Source organism: Paenibacillus mucilaginosus 3016, from assembly GCF_000250655.1.
In the GTDB taxonomy this organism is placed as follows: domain Bacteria; phylum Bacillota; class Bacilli; order Paenibacillales; family NBRC-103111; genus Paenibacillus_G; species Paenibacillus_G mucilaginosus.
Genome location: NC_016935.1, coordinates 8,306,738 through 8,323,239, shown reverse-complemented (window position 1 = coordinate 8,323,239; position 16,502 = coordinate 8,306,738). Strand labels below are relative to the sequence as shown.

The following is a 16,502-nucleotide window of genomic DNA, read 5'->3' as shown; positions in this document are numbered from 1 at the left end:
CTTCGTATATACTTTGCCTTTGGAGGTTGAATGGATGCGCAATGTTTCAGAAATGATAGAACAGTATCTGAAGCAGGTATTGCAGCAGAGCCCCGATGGCGTAATCGAGATTCAGCGCAACGATCTGGCGGATCAGTTTCAATGTGTGCCTTCCCAGATTAATTATGTGATTAGTACCCGATTTACCCTGGAGAAGGGCTATGTGGTCGAGAGCAAGCGCGGGGGAGGCGGTTACATCCGCATCCAGAGAATCGAGCTCCACTCCCATGGAGCCGTACTGGATCATATCTTCCAGACGATCTCGACGCATATGGATCAGACGGCATCCGAAGGTCTGCTGTATCAGCTGGAAGAGGGCGGGTTTATCACCCCTCGCGAAGCCGGGATCATGAAGGCTGCCGTAGCCCGGGAAGTCCTGGGACTCAAGCTTCCATTGAGGGATGAACTCCGTGCCCGGATGCTGAAGGCTATGCTGATTGCCTTATTGAGCAAATAATCTTTTGAACCAAACGATGTACTGCTGCTTATGGCAGAAAGGGAGGGAACCGGATGCTTTGTCAGGAATGCGGCAAAAAGCAGGCTACCCTGCATTTTACGAAAATCCTGAATGGTGAAAAAACGGAATTTCACATCTGTGAAACCTGTGCAAGGGAAAAAGGGGAACTGATCCCGGGCACGCCTAACGGCTTCTCGATTCACAATCTGCTCAGCGGGCTCCTGGACTTCGAGCCTTCGGCCCACAGCACGGTTGCGAATAAAGCCCAACCCAGCCGGTGCGAGCACTGCGGCTTAACTTACGGACAATTCAGTAAGGTAGGGCGCTTCGGCTGCAGCGAATGCTACAAGTACTTCGGTGACAAACTCGATCCCCTGTTCAAACGGGTGCATGGGAACACGGTCCATATCGGTAAGGTTCCGAAGCGTTCGGGTGGGTTAATTAAATATAAACGTGAGATCGATCAGCTGAAGAAAGACATGCTGATTCGCATAGAGAACGAGGAATTTGAGCAGGCGGCACAGATCCGGGACCAGATCCGGGAGCTGGAGAAGAAGGTTGCCGAAGGGTGACCCGCTCACACCGTAAGGAGGAATGCATATGACGGAAGCGAGCCGTTTCACCCAGCATGCGCTGAGTGAATGGATGAAGGGGGAAGGGCCTGATTCGGATATCGTCATCTCCAGCCGGATCCGTCTTGCCCGGAACATCCGGGAATACCCTTTCCCCATGCTGGCCACGAACGGGCAGTCCAAGGAGGTTGCCGAGCTGGCTGCCAAGGTATTGGAGAGCGAAGAGCTGGGAACGATCTCCCGTTTCACGCTGCTCCCGCTTGCGGATCTGGATGAGCTGCAGCGCCGCGTCCTGGTGGAGAAGCATCTCATCTCCCCGGCATTAGCCAACGAGTCCCGTAACGGAGCGGTCATCCTGAGCGACAACGAGTCGATCTCCATCATGGTGAATGAAGAGGACCACCTTCGAATACAATGCTTGTGCCCCGGCTTTCAGATCAAGGAAGCATGGGACCTGGCAGGGCAGATCGACGATGTCTTCGAGACGCAGCTGGAATATGCCTTCGACGAGAAGCGCGGGTATATGACAAGCTGTCCGACGAATGTAGGCACCGGCATTCGGGCCTCAGTTATGATTCACCTGCCGGCTCTGGTGTTGACGCAGCAGATTAACCGGATTTTATCCGCAATCACGCAGGTAGGGTTGGCAGTAAGGGGCTTGTACGGCGAAGGCAGCGAGGCCCTCGGCAACTTATTCCAGATTTCCAATCAGATTACCCTCGGGCAATCGGAAGAGGAGATCATCGATAATTTGTACAGCGTCGTCCGCCAGATTATCGAACATGAGAGGGCGGCACGGCAGAGGCTGATCCATGAGACCCGTCCCAAGATTCTGGACCGGGTCAGCCGTTCCTACGGCATACTCTCTTATGCGGCGATTATGGATTCCAAGGAAGCGGCTCAGAGGCTGTCCGACGTAAGGCTGGGGATTGATCTCGGCTTTATCAAAAATGTGTCGCCGCACGTGCTCAATGAGCTGCTTGTGATGACACAACCTGGTTTTTTACAGCAGACAGCAGGAGAAAAGCTAACGCCTGAAGAAAGAGACATAAGAAGGGCTCAGCTCATCCGGGAAAAAATCTCGGCAGCCGGCTGACGGCTCTACCCGAAAGGGAATCCATAAGCAGTGGGAACGTCATTTTGTTATACCAACCATGGAGGTGTTATACATGATGTTTGGCAGATTTACGGAACGCGCACAGAAAGTGCTCTCTTTGGCTCAAGAAGAAGCGGTACGCTTGGGACATAACAATATCGGCACAGAGCATATCCTGCTCGGCCTGATTCGTGAAGGCGAAGGGATTGCAGCGAAGGCGCTGATTGCGCTGGGTCTTGGACTTGAGAAAATCCAGGATGAAGTGGAATCCCTGATCGGCAGAGGTCAAGAACAGCCCTCCAATATTGCTTACACCCCGCGGGCGAAAAAAGTCATCGAGCTGTCGATGGATGAAGCCCGCAAGCTGGGACACACGTATGTGGGGACGGAGCATATCCTGCTCGGTCTGATCCGTGAGGGAGAAGGCGTCGCTGCACGCGTGCTCGGCAACCTGGGCGTAAGCCTCAACAAGGCACGCCAGCAGGTGCTTCAGCTGCTTGGCAGCAGCGAAGTAGTCTCGCCGAATCATGGTAACCCGGCCAATGTGAATACGCCGACGCTGGACGGCCTGGCCCGTGACCTGACGGCTTACGCCAAGGAAGGTAACCTCGATCCGGTCATCGGCCGGAGCAAGGAAATTGAGCGCGTAATTCAGGTGCTCAGCCGCCGGACGAAGAACAACCCGGTTCTGATCGGGGAACCCGGCGTAGGTAAGACGGCAATTGCCGAAGGATTGGCCCAGAAAATCGTCGCCAACGAAATTCCGGAAACGCTTCGTGACAAGCGCGTCATGACGCTGGATATGGGATCCGTGGTAGCCGGTACGAAGTACCGCGGCGAATTCGAGGACCGTCTCAAGAAGATCATGGACGAAATTCGTCAAGCCGGCAACATCGTGCTCTTCATCGATGAGCTTCACACGCTGATCGGTGCAGGGGGAGCGGAAGGCGCGATTGACGCTTCCAACATCCTGAAACCTGCTCTTGCCCGCGGCGAGCTGCAGTGCATCGGGGCCACGACGCTGGACGAATACCGCAAATATATTGAGAAAGACGCAGCTCTGGAGCGCCGCTTCCAACCGATTACGGTGGATCAGCCATCGCCGGACGAAGCGATCCAGATCCTGCACGGTCTGCGTGACCGTTACGAAGCGCATCACCGGGTGAAAATCACCGATGAGGCCATCGAACAGGCTGTGAAGCTGTCAGACCGCTACATTACGGACCGCTTCCTACCGGACAAAGCGATTGACTTGATCGACGAGGCGAGCTCCAAAGTGAGGCTCCGCTCCTATACGGTACCGCCGGATCTGAAGAAGCTCGAAAGCCGGCTTGAGGATATCCGCAAGGAGAAGGATGCTGCGGTGCAGAGCCAGGAGTTCGAGAAGGCCGCATCCCTGCGGGACACGGAACAGAAGCTGCGTGAAGAGCTCGATTCCACGAAGAATGAGTGGAAGGAGAAGCAGGGCCGCACGGACTCCGAAGTGACACCGGATGACATTGCCCAGGTAGTCGCAAGCTGGACCGGCATTCCGGTCGTGAAGCTGGCGGAGGAAGAGACGCAGCGCCTGCTTCAGATGGAATCGATCCTTCACGACCGGGTCATCGGTCAGGATGAAGCCGTTAAGGCCGTATCCCGTGCCATCCGCCGGGCGAGAGCAGGTCTCAAGGATCCGAAGCGTCCGATGGGCTCCTTCATCTTCCTTGGTCCTACAGGGGTAGGTAAAACCGAGCTTGCCCGTGCGCTTGCCGAATCTCTGTTCGGTGATGAAAACTCCGTGATCCGGATCGACATGTCCGAGTATATGGAGAAGCATTCCACCTCCCGTCTGGTAGGGGCGCCTCCAGGATATGTCGGGTACGAAGAAGGCGGCCAGCTCACCGAGAAAGTACGCCGCAAGCCTTACTCGGTCGTGCTTCTCGATGAGATCGAGAAAGCTCACCCGGAAGTGTTCAACATTCTTCTGCAGGTGCTGGAAGACGGCCGTCTGACCGATTCCAAGGGACGTACGGTAGACTTCCGCAACACCCTGATCATCATGACATCCAACGTCGGTGCCGATGTCATCAAGAAGAACTCGACCCTTGGCTTTACCGCCACGATTGATGCCGGCAAAGAGTACGGCAACATGAAGGATAAGGTCATGGGCGAGCTCAAGAAGAGCTTCCGTCCGGAGTTCCTGAACCGGATCGACGAGATCATTGTGTTCCACTCCCTGGACGAAGCGCACATCGGTCAGATCGTTTCCCTCATGGCGGAAGAACTCCGCAAGCGCCTGAAAGAGCAGGAAGTGGACTTTGTTCTGACGGATGCGGCCAAGGCCTTCCTTGCCAAAGAAGGCTATGATCCTTCCTTCGGTGCAAGACCGCTTCGCCGGGCGATCCAGAAGCATATCGAAGACCGCCTGTCCGAAGAGCTGCTCCGCGGCAACATCAGCAAAGGAGATACGCTCACGATCGACGAGAAAGATGGAGACCTCGTGGTCGAGCGTACCCAAGGGGTAACATCGCAGGCATAAGGACCTGCCAAGTGCTTTTGAAGGCTGACTTATACAGAGAAGAAGCTCCTGCAGACCGTTTTGCGGCTGCAGGGCTTCTTTTTTTGCGTACGGGCCCGGGAAGGGTTTTCAAGGCAAGGGAAACCATGGTAAACTTTGTAATGGAACTGAAAGGCAGTGATAACAGCATGGCTAAGACCAAGACCAAGTTTTTCTGTTCGGAGTGCGGATACGAATCACCCAAGTGGCTGGGCAAGTGTCCCGGCTGCCAGGCATGGAATTCTTTTGTGGAAGAAATCGAGACGGTGTCCAAGAGCCGGGGCTTCCATGGGGGAGCTTCGGAGAAGAAAGAAAAAGCCGTATCGATCATAAACATAGAAAGCAGCGAAGAAGCCCGGATCATTACCGAGAACCGGGAGCTCAACCGTGTGCTCGGGGGCGGCATCGTACCGGGATCCCTGATCCTTGTGGGAGGAGACCCGGGGATCGGCAAATCCACCCTTCTGCTGCAGACTTCTTACGAGCTGACCAAGCAGGAGTGCAAGGTGCTCTATATCTCGGGTGAAGAATCGGTACGCCAGACCAAGCTGCGTGCGGACCGGCTGCAGGCGATTTCCCCGCTGCTCTTCGTCCTGTCGGAGACCAACGCCCAGTTTATCGAGGCGGCGATCGATGAGATCCGTCCGGATTTCGTCGTCATCGACTCGATTCAGACGGTGTACCATCCTGCCGTGGAGTCTGCGCCGGGAAGCGTATCTCAGGTGCGGGAATGTACGGGGCACTTTATGCGGATCGCCAAAGGAAAAGGTATAGCTACGGTACTCGTTGGCCATGTTACCAAAGAAGGGGCGATCGCGGGGCCGCGGATGCTCGAGCATATGGTGGACTGCGTTCTGTACTTTGAGGGGGAACGCCATCATTCGTACCGGCTGCTTCGGGCGGTGAAGAACCGGTTCGGGTCGACCAACGAGATCGGAATTTTCGAGATGCAGGAAATCGGACTCGTGGAAGTCAGCAACCCATCCGAGCTGTTCTTGTCGGAGCGCCCGCTTGGCGTATCAGGTTCGACGGTAGTCGCCGCCATGGAAGGCACGAGGCCCGTCCTGGTCGAGCTGCAGGCACTGGTCTCACAGACCAATTTCCCGTCGCCGCGGCGGATGGCTACAGGCTACGACCATAACCGGCTTTCTTTGATCATCGCGGTGCTGGAGAAGCGCATGGGCATGTTCCTGCAGAACCAGGATGCGTATCTGAACATCGCCGGCGGGGTGAAGCTGGATGAGCCTGCCGTCGATTTGGCGGTAGCGGTGAGTATCGCTTCCAGCTTCCGTGACCAGCCGACCCAGCCGTTTGATGTCATCATCGGTGAGATCGGCCTAACGGGTGAAGTCCGCGGAGTCTCCCGTGTGGATCAGCGGGTGCGTGAAGCCCAGAAGCTCGGATTCAAACGGATCATCCTGCCGCAGAAGAGCCTCAAGGGATGGACACCCCCTGCGGGGATCGAGATTATTGGCGTGAACACCGTGGCCGAAGCGCTTTCGGCCGCTTTAGTATAGGAGGGACACCCTTGAGCAACAAGGAAGAAGCCAAACGGGACGTAATGAGCCAGCTCCTGCAGCTTGTTGCGCCGGGAACCCCTTTCCGGGACGGGTTGGAGAACGTGCTGCGGGCAAAGACGGGGGGGCTTATTGTCGTGGGCTGCGGCCCCGAGGTGATGGAGATTGTCGACGGCGGCTTCTCCATTAACTGCGAGTTTTCTCCAAACTATCTGTATGAGCTGGCGAAGATGGACGGGGCGATCATTCTGAGTGAGGATCTGAAGCGGATTCTTTTTGCGAATACGCAGCTCATCCCCGACTCCTCCATTGCTTCCAGCGAAACGGGCATCCGGCACAGAACCGCAGAGCGGGTGGCGAGGCAGACCCAGAAGCTCGTCGTGTCCATCTCCCAGCGCCGCAATGTCATTACCTTGTATCAGGGTAACCTGCGGTACGCCCTGAAGGACATTGGCGTAATCCTGACCAAAGCGAACCAGGCGATCCAAACTCTTGAAAAATACAAGTCGGTGCAGGATCAGGGAATGACGAATCTGGCCGCTTCGGAGTTTGAAGAGCTGGTTACCCTGCATGATGTCACCGGAGTCATTCAGCGGGTGGAGATGGTGCTCCGTATTAAGGCGGAGATTAAGAGGTATATTAATGAACTCGGGAATGAGGGCCGCCTCATCTCGATGCAGCTGGAAGAATTAGTGGGAAATACGGAACTTGAAGCGTACTTGCTCGTAAAAGATTATATAAGGGATCCGAGCGAGGAGAAGATCCGCGAAGTGCTTTCGGTGCTGAAGCGGCTTGCATCCGAAGAAATGCTGGATCATTCCCATATCGCCAAAGCGTTGGGATACCCTAACGCTTCAAGCAGCGCTGAGGAGAGCGTGTCTCCTAGAGGATACCGGGTATTGAACAAGATTCCGCGGCTGCCGGCAGTCATTATTCACAATCTGATTGAACGTTTCAAAACGCTGCCTCATCTCATGATGGCCACTATTGAAGAGCTGGACGAAGTCGACGGCATTGGCGAGGTTCGGGCGAGAGCGATCAAGGAAGGACTCAAGCGGATCCAAGATCAGGTACTCATTGACAGACATATCTAAAGTGCATACAATCAGAGGGTAGCCTAATATAATACAAAGTATTAGGGTACAGTATAACCAGAGGTGGAGCCAACTAATGATAACAAAATCCCTGCCGAACGTATTTACCGTCGGGAATCTGTTCTTAGGTATCATCGCAATTATCATGGTGTTTAATAATAAACCGGAGCTGGCGGCCATCATGGTCATCGTAGCCATGCTTCTGGACGGTTTGGACGGACGAGTCGCCCGGGCTCTCAATGCGCAGAGCGAATTCGGCAAAGAACTCGACTCCCTCTCCGACGTCATCTCGTTTGGCGTTGCTCCCGCTTTTATCATGTACGTCGTTGCTTTCACCGAAATGAATGCTGCTGCAGCCTGGATCGTGACCGCAGTATTCCCTATCTGCGGCGCCCTCCGTCTCGCCCGCTTTAACGTTGTTGCCGGTACGCCGGGCTACTTCATCGGTCTGCCGATTCCGGCAGCGGGCGGTGTACTCTGTACGCTGGCCTTGTTCCATAAAGAACTGAATACGATCGTGCTTGTGCTTTCGACTCTGCTGCTTTCCTACCTGATGGTGAGCACAGTGAAGTACCCGAACTTCAAGAAGGTCGGAATTCCGAAAGCGGCGATCTGGATTACGCCGATCGTGGTCATCATTGCTGTTGTGCTGGCAGTGATGTTCCCGGGAACGCTGTCCAAGATGATTTTTGTACCGCTGCTCCTCTACGCGCTGTACGGCCTAAAAAAAAACGTTGATCGGCTCTTCTTCATCGGCCGCCGGAAAAGAAAGAAAGAAGAAGCGGAGTCGAAAACCACAACTGTATAATGCTGTTAGCTGAAGCGTCGTTTCCTTGAGAGGAAATGGCGCTTTTTTTATTTTCAGCGGGGATGCGAGGATTAAGCAGGAAGGTTTTGGTTCATAATTGTAACGAAAGCATAAAAAGAATATGGAATTGATGGAGGTGAAGTCTATGATGAAAAAAGGGTTCCAACTTCTGTTTGCAGTTATCGGCGGTGCGCTGGGTGTTCAATGCAGTGATATGATCGGGAGGCCGCTTTTTGACGTCATAGCATCCGTAACGGGCTTGGAGATCAGCGGAGTGAAAGGGTGGATGTTCCTGCTCGGAGCGGTTCTGTTCTGGTCGGTCAGCGGGTCAGTCTACCGCGGTCTGATCCAAGCGCTGCAGCAGGGTGAAGAGCGTATCACAAATGTTCCGGTTATCGATCTTGTGGCCGGTTCGGCAGGCATGGTTATCGGACTCGTCGTTTCTTCCGTACTGCTCTATCCATTGGAGAGGACGGGGGCGCTGAATCCGCTGCTCCTGATGCTCTGCGTAGCCGTTTTGACTTATGCGGGATTTCGGCTCGGCCGTGTGAAAAAGGAAGAACTGCTCGCGTTTCTGGAGAATAAGCGCAAGGACCGGAGCAGAGGAAATCAGGGAGAGGCCAAAGGCTTCGAGGAACACAAGATCCTGGATACCAGCGTTATCATCGACGGAAGAATCGCGGATATTTGCAAAACGGGCTTTATTGAGGGAACACTGGTGATCCCGGAATTCGTTCTGGAAGAGCTGCAGCATATTGCGGACTCCTCGGATCTGCTGAAGCGCAACCGGGGGCGCCGGGGCCTCGATATCCTTAACAAGATCCAGAAGGAGCTTGATGTCAAAGTTCTGATCTATGAAGGGGACTTCGATGAAATCTCCGAGGTGGACAGCAAGCTGGTCCGTCTGGCCAAGGTGCTGCAGGGTAAGGTAATCACGAATGATTTTAATCTCAATAAAGTATGTGAGCTTCAAGGGGTGTCGGTGCTGAACATCAATGACTTGGCGAATGCGGTCAAGCCGGTGGTGCTGCCTGGGGAAGAAATCCTCGTACAGGTCATTAAAGACGGCAAGGAGCATGGTCAGGGTGTAGCTTATCTTGATGACGGCACGATGATTGTCGTCGAAGGCGGCCGGGATTTCATCGGTACGACGCTCGACGTGCTTGTTACCAGTGTCCTGCAGACCTCCGCCGGACGCATGATCTTCGCCAAGCCGAAGCTATTGGAAAAAGCGCTCTGATCCGGTATGATAGAAGGGATACGCTTAGGACGCTCGCGCTTGGCACTCGCCGGACGCAACGCCTGAGGCTTAGAACAATGGCAGGTGGACAAGATGGCGGACAAGCTGGGAATCATTATCGTGGCCGCAGGCCGCGGATCACGAATGGGCACGAAGGAGAGCAAGCAGTATCTGCTGCTTGACGGCAAGCCCATCATCGTACATACGCTCGAGCGGTTCGAGAAGATGAGCGCTGTGGAAGAGATCGTCCTTGTTACCGGCAGGGAAGATGTCCAGCGCTGCCGCGATTATGCGAATCAGTACGGACTGACCAAATGTAAACACATTATACCCGGGGGGAAGGAAAGGCAGGACTCCGTTTATCAGGGGCTGCTGGCCTTGGGCCGGTCTACGGAATGGGTTATGGTGCATGACGGGGTCAGACCCTTTGCTCATCCGGATCATGTTCTTGCCTGCCTTCAGCGTGTTCAAGAGATGGGGGCCGCCGTACTGGCGGTTCCGGTCAAGGATACGATTAAGGTTGTCGGCTCGAACGGGACCATCCAATCCACCCCCGACAGAAGCAGCTTGTGGGCGATCCAGACCCCGCAGGCTTTTCGTTTTGCCCTGCTGCTGGATGCCCATGAGAAGGCCCGGCAGGAAGGATTCATGGGAACGGATGATGCCATGCTGGTCGAGTGGCTGGGTCATCCCGTCGATGTGGTTCCCTCGGATTATTACAATATCAAGATCACGACGCCGGAGGATCTGCCTTGGGCGGAATGGATTCTGCGTCATGCCAGAGGAGAGGTGTCAGAATGATACGTGTAGGACAAGGATTCGATGTGCATCAGCTGGTAGAGGGACGCCCCTGCATTATCGGCGGGGTCGAGATTCCTTATGAGAAAGGGCTTCTGGGCCACTCCGATGCGGATGTACTGCTGCATGCGCTGAGTGATGCTATTCTGGGGGCCCTGGGGCTTGGAGATATCGGCAAGCATTTTCCGGATACCGATGCCGCGTTCAAAGATGCGGACAGCTATGTGCTGCTGGAGCAGGTTTGGACCCATGCCAAATCGATGGGGTACCGGCTCGGCAATGCCGATTGCACGATTATTGCCCAGCGGCCAAAGATGGCTCCGTATATCCCGGCGATGGTGGAACGGATCGCGGCCGGACTCGGTGCCGAGGCTTCGCAGGTGAACGTGAAAGCAACGACAACCGAGCAGCTCGGCTTCACCGGCAGAGGGGAAGGGATCGCGGCGCAGGCTGTTGTTTGCTTAATTCGAGATGTGCTATGATAACAAATAAACTTTGGACAGGAACGGCATTCCTTGGGTAGCGCGAGAGACGCCGGGGGAAGGCTTGGGAGGAGAGACGGGGATATGTCAGAGTTACGGGTAAGGTATGCTCCGAGTCCTACGGGACACTTACATATCGGCGGGGCGAGAACGGCCCTGTTCGATTATTTGCTTGCTCGCAAGGAGCGGCAAGTTCATTATCCGTCTCGAAGATACGGATCAGACACGGCATCTGGAGTCCGGGATCGGCAGCCAGCTCGAGGGGCTGAAGTGGCTTGGCGTCGATTGGGACGAGAGCGTGGATATCGGCGGGCCTTATGGTCCTTACCGGCAGACCGAGCGGCTGGACCTGTATCAGCCTTTTGTGGAGCAGCTGCTGAGAGAGGGCAACGCTTACCGCTGTTACTGCTCCGAAGCGGATCTGGAGCAGGAGCGGGCCGCTCAGGAGGCCGCCGGCGAGATGCCGATGTACTCCGGCCGCTGCCGCCACCTGACGGCCGAGCAGATCGCCGCCTTCGAGGCGGAGGGACGCAAGCCGTCGATCCGTTTCCGCGTGCCGGCGGACCAGACCATCTCGTTCGTGGACCGTATACGCGAGCAGGTGGAGTTCGAGACGAACGGCATCGGAGATTTCATTATCGTCCGTCCGGATGGGATTCCTACCTATAACTTTGCGGTTATTCTGGATGACCACCTGATGAAGATCAGTCTGGTGATCCGCGGGGAGGAGCACCTGACGAACACCCCCGCCAGATCATGATGTACGAGGCGCTGGGGCTGCCTGTACCGGAGTTTGCCCACCTCGCGCTGATCCTGAACCAGGACCGCAAGAAGATGAGCAAGCGCGATGAATCCATCATTCAATTCATCGAGCAGTATAGAGAGCTCGGTTACCTGCCGGAAGCGGTCATGAACTTCATTGCCCTGCTGGGCTGGTCCCCCAAAGGGGAAGAGGAGATCTTCACCAAGGAGGAACTGATCGCCCAGTTCGATCTTGACCGGGTATCGAAGAGTCCGGCCGTATTCGATATGGATAAACTGAACTGGATGAACAACCAATATATCAAGAAAGCCGATACGGACCGGATCACGGCCCTGGCTCTGCCGCACCTGCAGCAGGCCGGACGCCTGCCGGAAGAGCTTACGGCCGAGCAGCAGCAGTGGGTCCGTTCGCTGGTGGGACTTTATCAGGAGCAGCTTCGCTATGCGGCTGAGATCGTCCCTCTTTCCGAGCTGTTCTTCCGAGAGGACGCCAGCTACGACGAGGAAGCCCAGGCAATGCTCGGGGAAGAACATGCACCGGTAGTGCTTCGCAGCTTCCTGGAGCAAGTGGAAGGGGCGGCTGAGTTCAGCGTGGATGCGCTCAAAGGCCTGATTAAGGCCGTGCAGACTTCTACAGGTTATAAAGGGAAGCAGCTCTTCATGACCATCCGTGTGGCGCTGACCGGCCAAATGCATGGTCCGGATCTCAACATGACCCTGTATCTTCTTGGTCGTGAGACGGTAGCCGCGCGGCTTAAGAAATTATTGTAATAGGGTCGGTTTTCCGATATACTGACAATAACATTTTGGCAATTCTATAGTTTCTATGGCGACGAACGGGAGAGTACGCAACTGCAGGGTTTCTCAGAGAGAACGACCGGTCCGATGGAGACCTGGCTGGAAGTCGTTCAACCCTTCTATTGACGGAAGTGCACCCGGGAGCCGCACAGCCGATCTGCTGTGAGCAAACATGCTGCAGCGGCAGGGTAGTCTGTGCCGTGGCGTTCACGTTACGAACGATGAAGATGGGAAGGTATGCCTGGAGGAAGAACTCCGCAGGCGGCCGGACCAAGCAGAGTGGAACCGCGCTTCGAACGCCTCTGCAGCCCGTAAGGGCTGTAGGGGCTTTTTGATTTGTCCCGAAGCGGGGGAGCTTTGCAGAGTTTTCCAGATGGGGTATAAGGGCGGGGGAAGTGGTGATACTGGTATGTTTAGAAGAATGAAAGAAGACATCGAGACGATCTTCGAGAACGACCCAGCAGCCAGAAGCTGGTTTGAAGTGGTCTTCACTTATGCCGGCCTGCATGCCTTGTGGGCGCACCGGGTCGCCCATTGGTTTTATCGCAAACGCTGGTTTACCCTGGCCAGAGTGATCTCCCAGATCAGCCGGTTTATGACCGGGATTGAGATTCACCCGGGGGCGACCATCGGAAGAAGGTTCTTCATCGACCACGGCATGGGGGTGGTCATCGGGGAGACCTGCGAGATCGGCGACGATGTACTGCTCTACCATGGAGTAACGCTGGGGGGGACGGGGAAGGAGCGCGGCAAGCGCCACCCGACAATCGGCAACAATGTGGTCATCTCGGCAGGGGCCAAGGTTACCGGATCCTTCACGGTGGGTGACAATTCGCGGATCGGTACGAATGCCGTGGTCTTGAGTGAAGTGCCGCCGAATAGTACGGTGGTAGGGATACCGGGAAGAATCGTCAAGCGGGATGGCGTCCGGGTAGGACGTCTCGAGCACGACAAGCTGCCGGATCCCGTGGTGGATATGTTCCGCCAGACCCAGCAGCAGATCGATGAGCTCAAGATGGAGCTCGATTCCATGAAAGCCAGAAGCGGAGGGAAGTAGGATGACCCTGAAGATTTACAATACGATGTCGCGTACCAAGGAAGAGTTCAGGCCCCTGGATCCGGGTAAGGTAAAAATGTATGTGTGCGGGCCGACGGTCTATGATTATATCCATATCGGCAATGCCCGTCCGGTTATTTTCTTTGATGTGGTGCGCCGGTATCTGGAATCCGTCGGTTATGAAGTAAACTATGTCGTTAATTTCACCGATGTGGACGACAAACTGATCCGCAAGGCCTCCGATATGGGCATGACCGTTCCGGAAGTCGCCGATCTCTTCGTACAGAAGTACTATGAGGACACCAAAGGTCTGGGCTCCGGGAAGCGACGCTGCATCCGCGAGTCACGCAGAACATGACGGAGATCATCGAGTTCATCTCTGGTCTTGAGGAGAAGGGGCTGGCTTATGAAGCGGGAGGAGACGTGTACTTCCGCACACGGAGTTTCCCCGAATACGGCAAGCTCTCGCATCAGAATCTTGAAGAGCTCCAATACGGCATCCGCGTGGATGTAGACGAGCGCAAGGAGAATCCGCAGGATTTTGTGCTGTGGAAAGCAGCGAAGCCCGGTGAGATCTCCTGGTCCAGCCCTTGGGGCGAAGGACGTCCGGGATGGCATATCGAATGCTCGGCCATGGTCCGTAAATTCCTGGGTGACACCATTGATATTCATGGCGGCGGCCAGGATCTGGCGTTCCCTCACCATGAGTGTGAGATTGCTCAGTCCGAGGGGATGACCGGTCATGCCATGGCGAACTACTGGATGCACAACGGGTTTGTGAACATCAACAATGAGAAAATGTCCAAGTCGCTCGGTAACGGCATCAATGTAAACCGGCTGCTGGAATCCATCCCATCCCAGGTGATCCGTTACTTCATGCTGTCAGGCCACTACCGCAACCCGCTGAATTTCAGCGATGAAGCTGTAGAGCAGGCCAAAGGGAGCCTGGCCCGGCTCGAGAACTGTATTGCGGGGCTGAAGCACCGTCTTCAGTCCGCAGCGGAAGGGGACGCGGAAGAGGAGGTGTCCGCAGCCGTACAGGCCGTGAAGGAGCAGTTCGAAGCCAAAATGAACGATGACTTCAACACACCGGATGCCATCACCGCGATGTTTGAGCTGGTTAACTTTGCAAATCCGTACGCGGCGCGCGAGAGCGTAAGAACGGCTTCTCTTCAGCTTCTGCTGGAGCAGTTTGCAGCGATGGACGGCGTGTTGGGCATACTAACTCCGGAGGATGAAGGTCTGCTTGACGATGAGATCGAGCAGCTGATCATCGAACGGACGGAAGCCCGCAAATCCAAGAATTGGGCACGGGCCGATGAAATTCGCGACCTGCTGACGGCGCGGGGTATCCTGCTGGAAGATACGGCGCAGGGCATTCGTTGGCGGCGGAAATAGGGGACTATCGAGTGGAAATATCAGAACTTACGCTGGGGGGCGGGCTGTTCGCCTTTCCTCCGGCCAAAGAACCGAAGCTGCTGAACCCATTGGTGCTGGCTTATATGGGGGATGCCATATATGAGATGTACATCAGGCAGTATGTTGTCTCACAGACCAATCATAAGCCGAACCATATGCATAAGCTGTGCACCCGGTACGTATCGGCGAAGGCTCAAGCGAAGGCGCTGGAGCGGTGGATGCCGCTGCTGACCGAAGAAGAGACCGATATCGTCAAACGCGGGCGTAACGCCAAATCCGGATCGTCCGCAAAGAATGCGGATATTTTGGAATACCGGCACAGTACGGCTTTTGAATGTCTCGTGGGCTATCTGTATTACCTGGGGCGCTATGAGAGACTGCAAGAGCTTCTCCGGCTTACGCTGGAAACGCAGGATACGCAGTAAATACTGGAGAGGGGGAGCCATAATGGAAGAAAAAGAGGAAGATATCATCGGGGGCAAGCACTCCGTTATGGAGGCTCTGCGGTCGGGACGGTCGATCAACAAGATCTGGATCGCCGAGGGAGCTCAGAAGCAGGTCGTCGCGCCGATCCTGGCGGAGGCCAAGGCACAGGGGATTATTGTCCAGAACGCGGATAAGCGCAAGCTTGATGCCATGGCACCCGGACTTCAGCATCAAGGGGTAGTGGCTCAGGTAGCCGCCTATGCATACGTGGAAGTGGAGGATCTGCTGGCCCGGGCGCGGGAGAAAGGGGAAGAGCCGTTCCTGCTGCTGCTGGACGAGATCGAGGACCCGCATAACCTGGGTTCAATTCTGCGTACGGCGGACTGTACCGGGGTTCATGGGGTCATCATTCCCAAGCGCCGGTCGGTAGGGCTTACCGCGACCGTCTCCAAGACCTCGGCCGGCGCGGTGGAATATGTGCCGGTTGCCAGGGTAACGAATCTGGCCCAGACGATCGACCTGCTCAAGGAAGAGGGAGTCTGGATTGCCGGAGCGGATGTGGCCGCAACCCAGCCGGCATTCGAGACAAACCTGAACCTGCCGCTTGCAATTGTGATTGGCAATGAGCAGAAGGGAATGGGGCGACTCATCCGGGAGAAATGCGATTTTCTTCTGAAGCTGCCGATGTCGGGAAGTATCAATTCGCTCAATGCTTCCGTTGCCGCGGGCGTATTCATGTATGAAACGGTTCGGCAACGGATGGCGGCGGCCCGCTAAAGCGGGAGATGAGCTATGATTCAGGAAATCCTCATCGTGGACGGTTACAACATCATTGGAGCCTGGCCGCATCTGCAGCAGCTCAAAGAGATCCGGCTGGAGGAAGCACGCGACAGGCTTATTGAAATCATGGCAGAATACCAATCTTTCTCAGGAATGAAAGTGATCGTGGTTTTTGACGCATACTATGTACCTGGACTTGGCGGCAAGTATCTGCAGAGCCGTCTTCCCGTGTATTATACGAAAGAGAAGGAAACCGCGGACGAACTTATCGAGCGCCTCGTTACCGCTCATGTGGGCCGGCGCAAGCAGGTCTATGTGGCCACTTCCGACATGACGGAGCAGCATGTGATCTTCGGCAAAGGGGCGTTCCGTATCCCTGCTTCCGAGCTGCTGATCAAAGTCCGTGCCGCCCGTCAGGACATCCGGCGGAAGATCGAGCAGGATACGGACAGGCGGACCAATACGTTTGACAGCAGGCTGGATAAGGATACGCTCGATCAGCTCGAAAAGTGGAGGCGGGGGAAGTGAACCCTGGCATAGGTCTTGGCAGAAAAAGGTTTTTCGCAGGGGATTCGGTTGACGATGATAGATTACATAATGTATACTAATCCTATCTTTCAA

14 protein-coding genes and 2 pseudogenes are annotated in these 16,502 nt (G+C 55.4%); all 16 read left to right on the top strand.

The window, feature by feature from the left end:
• Nucleotides 1-34: 34 nt before the first annotated feature.
• The 16 genes and pseudogenes from PM3016_RS34795 (at nt 35) to PM3016_RS34720 (ending at nt 16,409) form a co-directional block, all read left to right on the top strand.
• The gene (locus PM3016_RS34795) at nt 35-496 is read left to right on the top strand and encodes a CtsR family transcriptional regulator (protein WP_013921197.1); all 462 of its coding nucleotides are present in this window, start codon (nt 35-37) and stop codon (nt 494-496) included.
• A gap of 53 nt (nt 497-549) precedes the next feature.
• Nucleotides 550-1,068, top strand: a complete 519-nt coding sequence (locus PM3016_RS34790; protein ID WP_013921196.1) for a protein-arginine kinase activator protein McsA — start codon at nt 550-552, stop codon at nt 1,066-1,068.
• 28 nt (nt 1,069-1,096) lie between these two features.
• Nucleotides 1,097-2,164, top strand: coding sequence for a protein-arginine kinase McsB (locus PM3016_RS34785; RefSeq protein WP_013921195.1), 1,068 nt, complete (start codon nt 1,097-1,099; stop codon nt 2,162-2,164).
• Between the two features lie 73 nt (nt 2,165-2,237).
• Nucleotides 2,238-4,682, top strand: a complete 2,445-nt coding sequence (clpC, locus tag PM3016_RS34780; RefSeq protein WP_014372572.1) for an ATP-dependent protease ATP-binding subunit ClpC — start codon at nt 2,238-2,240, stop codon at nt 4,680-4,682.
• A gap of 167 nt (nt 4,683-4,849) precedes the next feature.
• Nucleotides 4,850-6,217, top strand: a complete 1,368-nt coding sequence (gene radA, locus PM3016_RS34775) for a DNA repair protein RadA (protein ID WP_014653014.1) — start codon at nt 4,850-4,852, stop codon at nt 6,215-6,217.
• An 11-nt stretch (nt 6,218-6,228) separates the two neighbouring features.
• On the top strand, nt 6,229-7,311 hold the full coding sequence (gene disA / locus PM3016_RS34770) for a DNA integrity scanning diadenylate cyclase DisA (protein WP_013921192.1): 1,083 nt from the start codon (nt 6,229-6,231) through the stop codon (nt 7,309-7,311).
• Between the two features lie 76 nt (nt 7,312-7,387).
• Complete coding sequence (gene pssA / locus PM3016_RS34765; protein WP_013921191.1) at nt 7,388-8,119, top strand: CDP-diacylglycerol--serine O-phosphatidyltransferase; 732 nt, start codon at nt 7,388-7,390, stop codon at nt 8,117-8,119.
• A 145-nt stretch (nt 8,120-8,264) separates the two neighbouring features.
• Nucleotides 8,265-9,359, top strand: coding sequence for a PIN/TRAM domain-containing protein (locus tag PM3016_RS34760; RefSeq protein WP_014372570.1), 1,095 nt, complete (start codon nt 8,265-8,267; stop codon nt 9,357-9,359).
• A gap of 93 nt (nt 9,360-9,452) precedes the next feature.
• Nucleotides 9,453-10,160: a 2-C-methyl-D-erythritol 4-phosphate cytidylyltransferase gene (gene ispD / locus PM3016_RS34755; protein WP_014372569.1), complete on the top strand. Its 708-nt coding sequence runs from the start codon at nt 9,453-9,455 to the stop codon at nt 10,158-10,160.
• Entirely contained in the window at nt 10,157-10,639 is a 483-nt protein-coding gene (gene ispF, locus PM3016_RS34750; protein ID WP_013921188.1) for a 2-C-methyl-D-erythritol 2,4-cyclodiphosphate synthase, read from the top strand. The genes ispD and ispF overlap by 4 nt, the downstream gene beginning before the upstream one ends.
• Nucleotides 10,640-10,723: 84 nt before the next feature.
• Nucleotides 10,724-12,172: pseudogene (gltX, locus tag PM3016_RS34745) on the top strand (glutamate--tRNA ligase).
• Nucleotides 12,173-12,608: 436 nt separating this feature from the next.
• Nucleotides 12,609-13,256, top strand: coding sequence for a serine O-acetyltransferase (gene cysE, locus PM3016_RS34740; protein WP_014372568.1), 648 nt, complete (start codon nt 12,609-12,611; stop codon nt 13,254-13,256).
• A 1-nt stretch (nt 13,257) separates the two neighbouring features.
• Nucleotides 13,258-14,654: pseudogene (gene cysS, locus PM3016_RS34735) on the top strand (cysteine--tRNA ligase).
• Between the two features lie 11 nt (nt 14,655-14,665).
• Complete coding sequence (locus PM3016_RS34730; protein WP_041619351.1) at nt 14,666-15,100, top strand: Mini-ribonuclease 3; 435 nt, start codon at nt 14,666-14,668, stop codon at nt 15,098-15,100.
• 22 nt (nt 15,101-15,122) lie between these two features.
• A complete protein-coding gene (rlmB, locus tag PM3016_RS34725) occupies nt 15,123-15,878 on the top strand; it encodes a 23S rRNA (guanosine(2251)-2'-O)-methyltransferase RlmB (protein ID WP_013921183.1) in 756 nt (251 codons plus the stop codon).
• A 15-nt stretch (nt 15,879-15,893) separates the two neighbouring features.
• Nucleotides 15,894-16,409 carry an NYN domain-containing protein gene (locus tag PM3016_RS34720; RefSeq protein ID WP_013921182.1) on the top strand — a complete coding sequence of 172 codons (516 nt, stop codon included), beginning with the start codon at nt 15,894-15,896 and terminating at the stop codon, nt 16,407-16,409.
• The last annotated feature ends 93 nt before the right edge of the window (nt 16,410-16,502 follow it).

Coding starts and splice junctions, on each gene's coding strand:
- ispF (WP_013921188.1), top strand. CDS start 10,157: ATGATACGTGTAGGACAAGGATTCGATGTGCATCAGCTGGTAGAGGGA.
- PM3016_RS34760 (WP_014372570.1), top strand. CDS start 8,265: ATGATGAAAAAAGGGTTCCAACTTCTGTTTGCAGTTATCGGCGGTGCG.
- clpC (WP_014372572.1), top strand. CDS start 2,238: ATGATGTTTGGCAGATTTACGGAACGCGCACAGAAAGTGCTCTCTTTG.
- radA (WP_014653014.1), top strand. CDS start 4,850: ATGGCTAAGACCAAGACCAAGTTTTTCTGTTCGGAGTGCGGATACGAA.
- PM3016_RS34790 (WP_013921196.1), top strand. CDS start 550: ATGCTTTGTCAGGAATGCGGCAAAAAGCAGGCTACCCTGCATTTTACG.
- pssA (WP_013921191.1), top strand. CDS start 7,388: ATGATAACAAAATCCCTGCCGAACGTATTTACCGTCGGGAATCTGTTC.
- PM3016_RS34795 (WP_013921197.1), top strand. CDS start 35: ATGCGCAATGTTTCAGAAATGATAGAACAGTATCTGAAGCAGGTATTG.
- PM3016_RS34785 (WP_013921195.1), top strand. CDS start 1,097: ATGACGGAAGCGAGCCGTTTCACCCAGCATGCGCTGAGTGAATGGATG.
- rlmB (WP_013921183.1), top strand. CDS start 15,123: ATGGAAGAAAAAGAGGAAGATATCATCGGGGGCAAGCACTCCGTTATG.
- cysE (WP_014372568.1), top strand. CDS start 12,609: ATGTTTAGAAGAATGAAAGAAGACATCGAGACGATCTTCGAGAACGAC.
- ispD (WP_014372569.1), top strand. CDS start 9,453: ATGGCGGACAAGCTGGGAATCATTATCGTGGCCGCAGGCCGCGGATCA.
- PM3016_RS34720 (WP_013921182.1), top strand. CDS start 15,894: ATGATTCAGGAAATCCTCATCGTGGACGGTTACAACATCATTGGAGCC.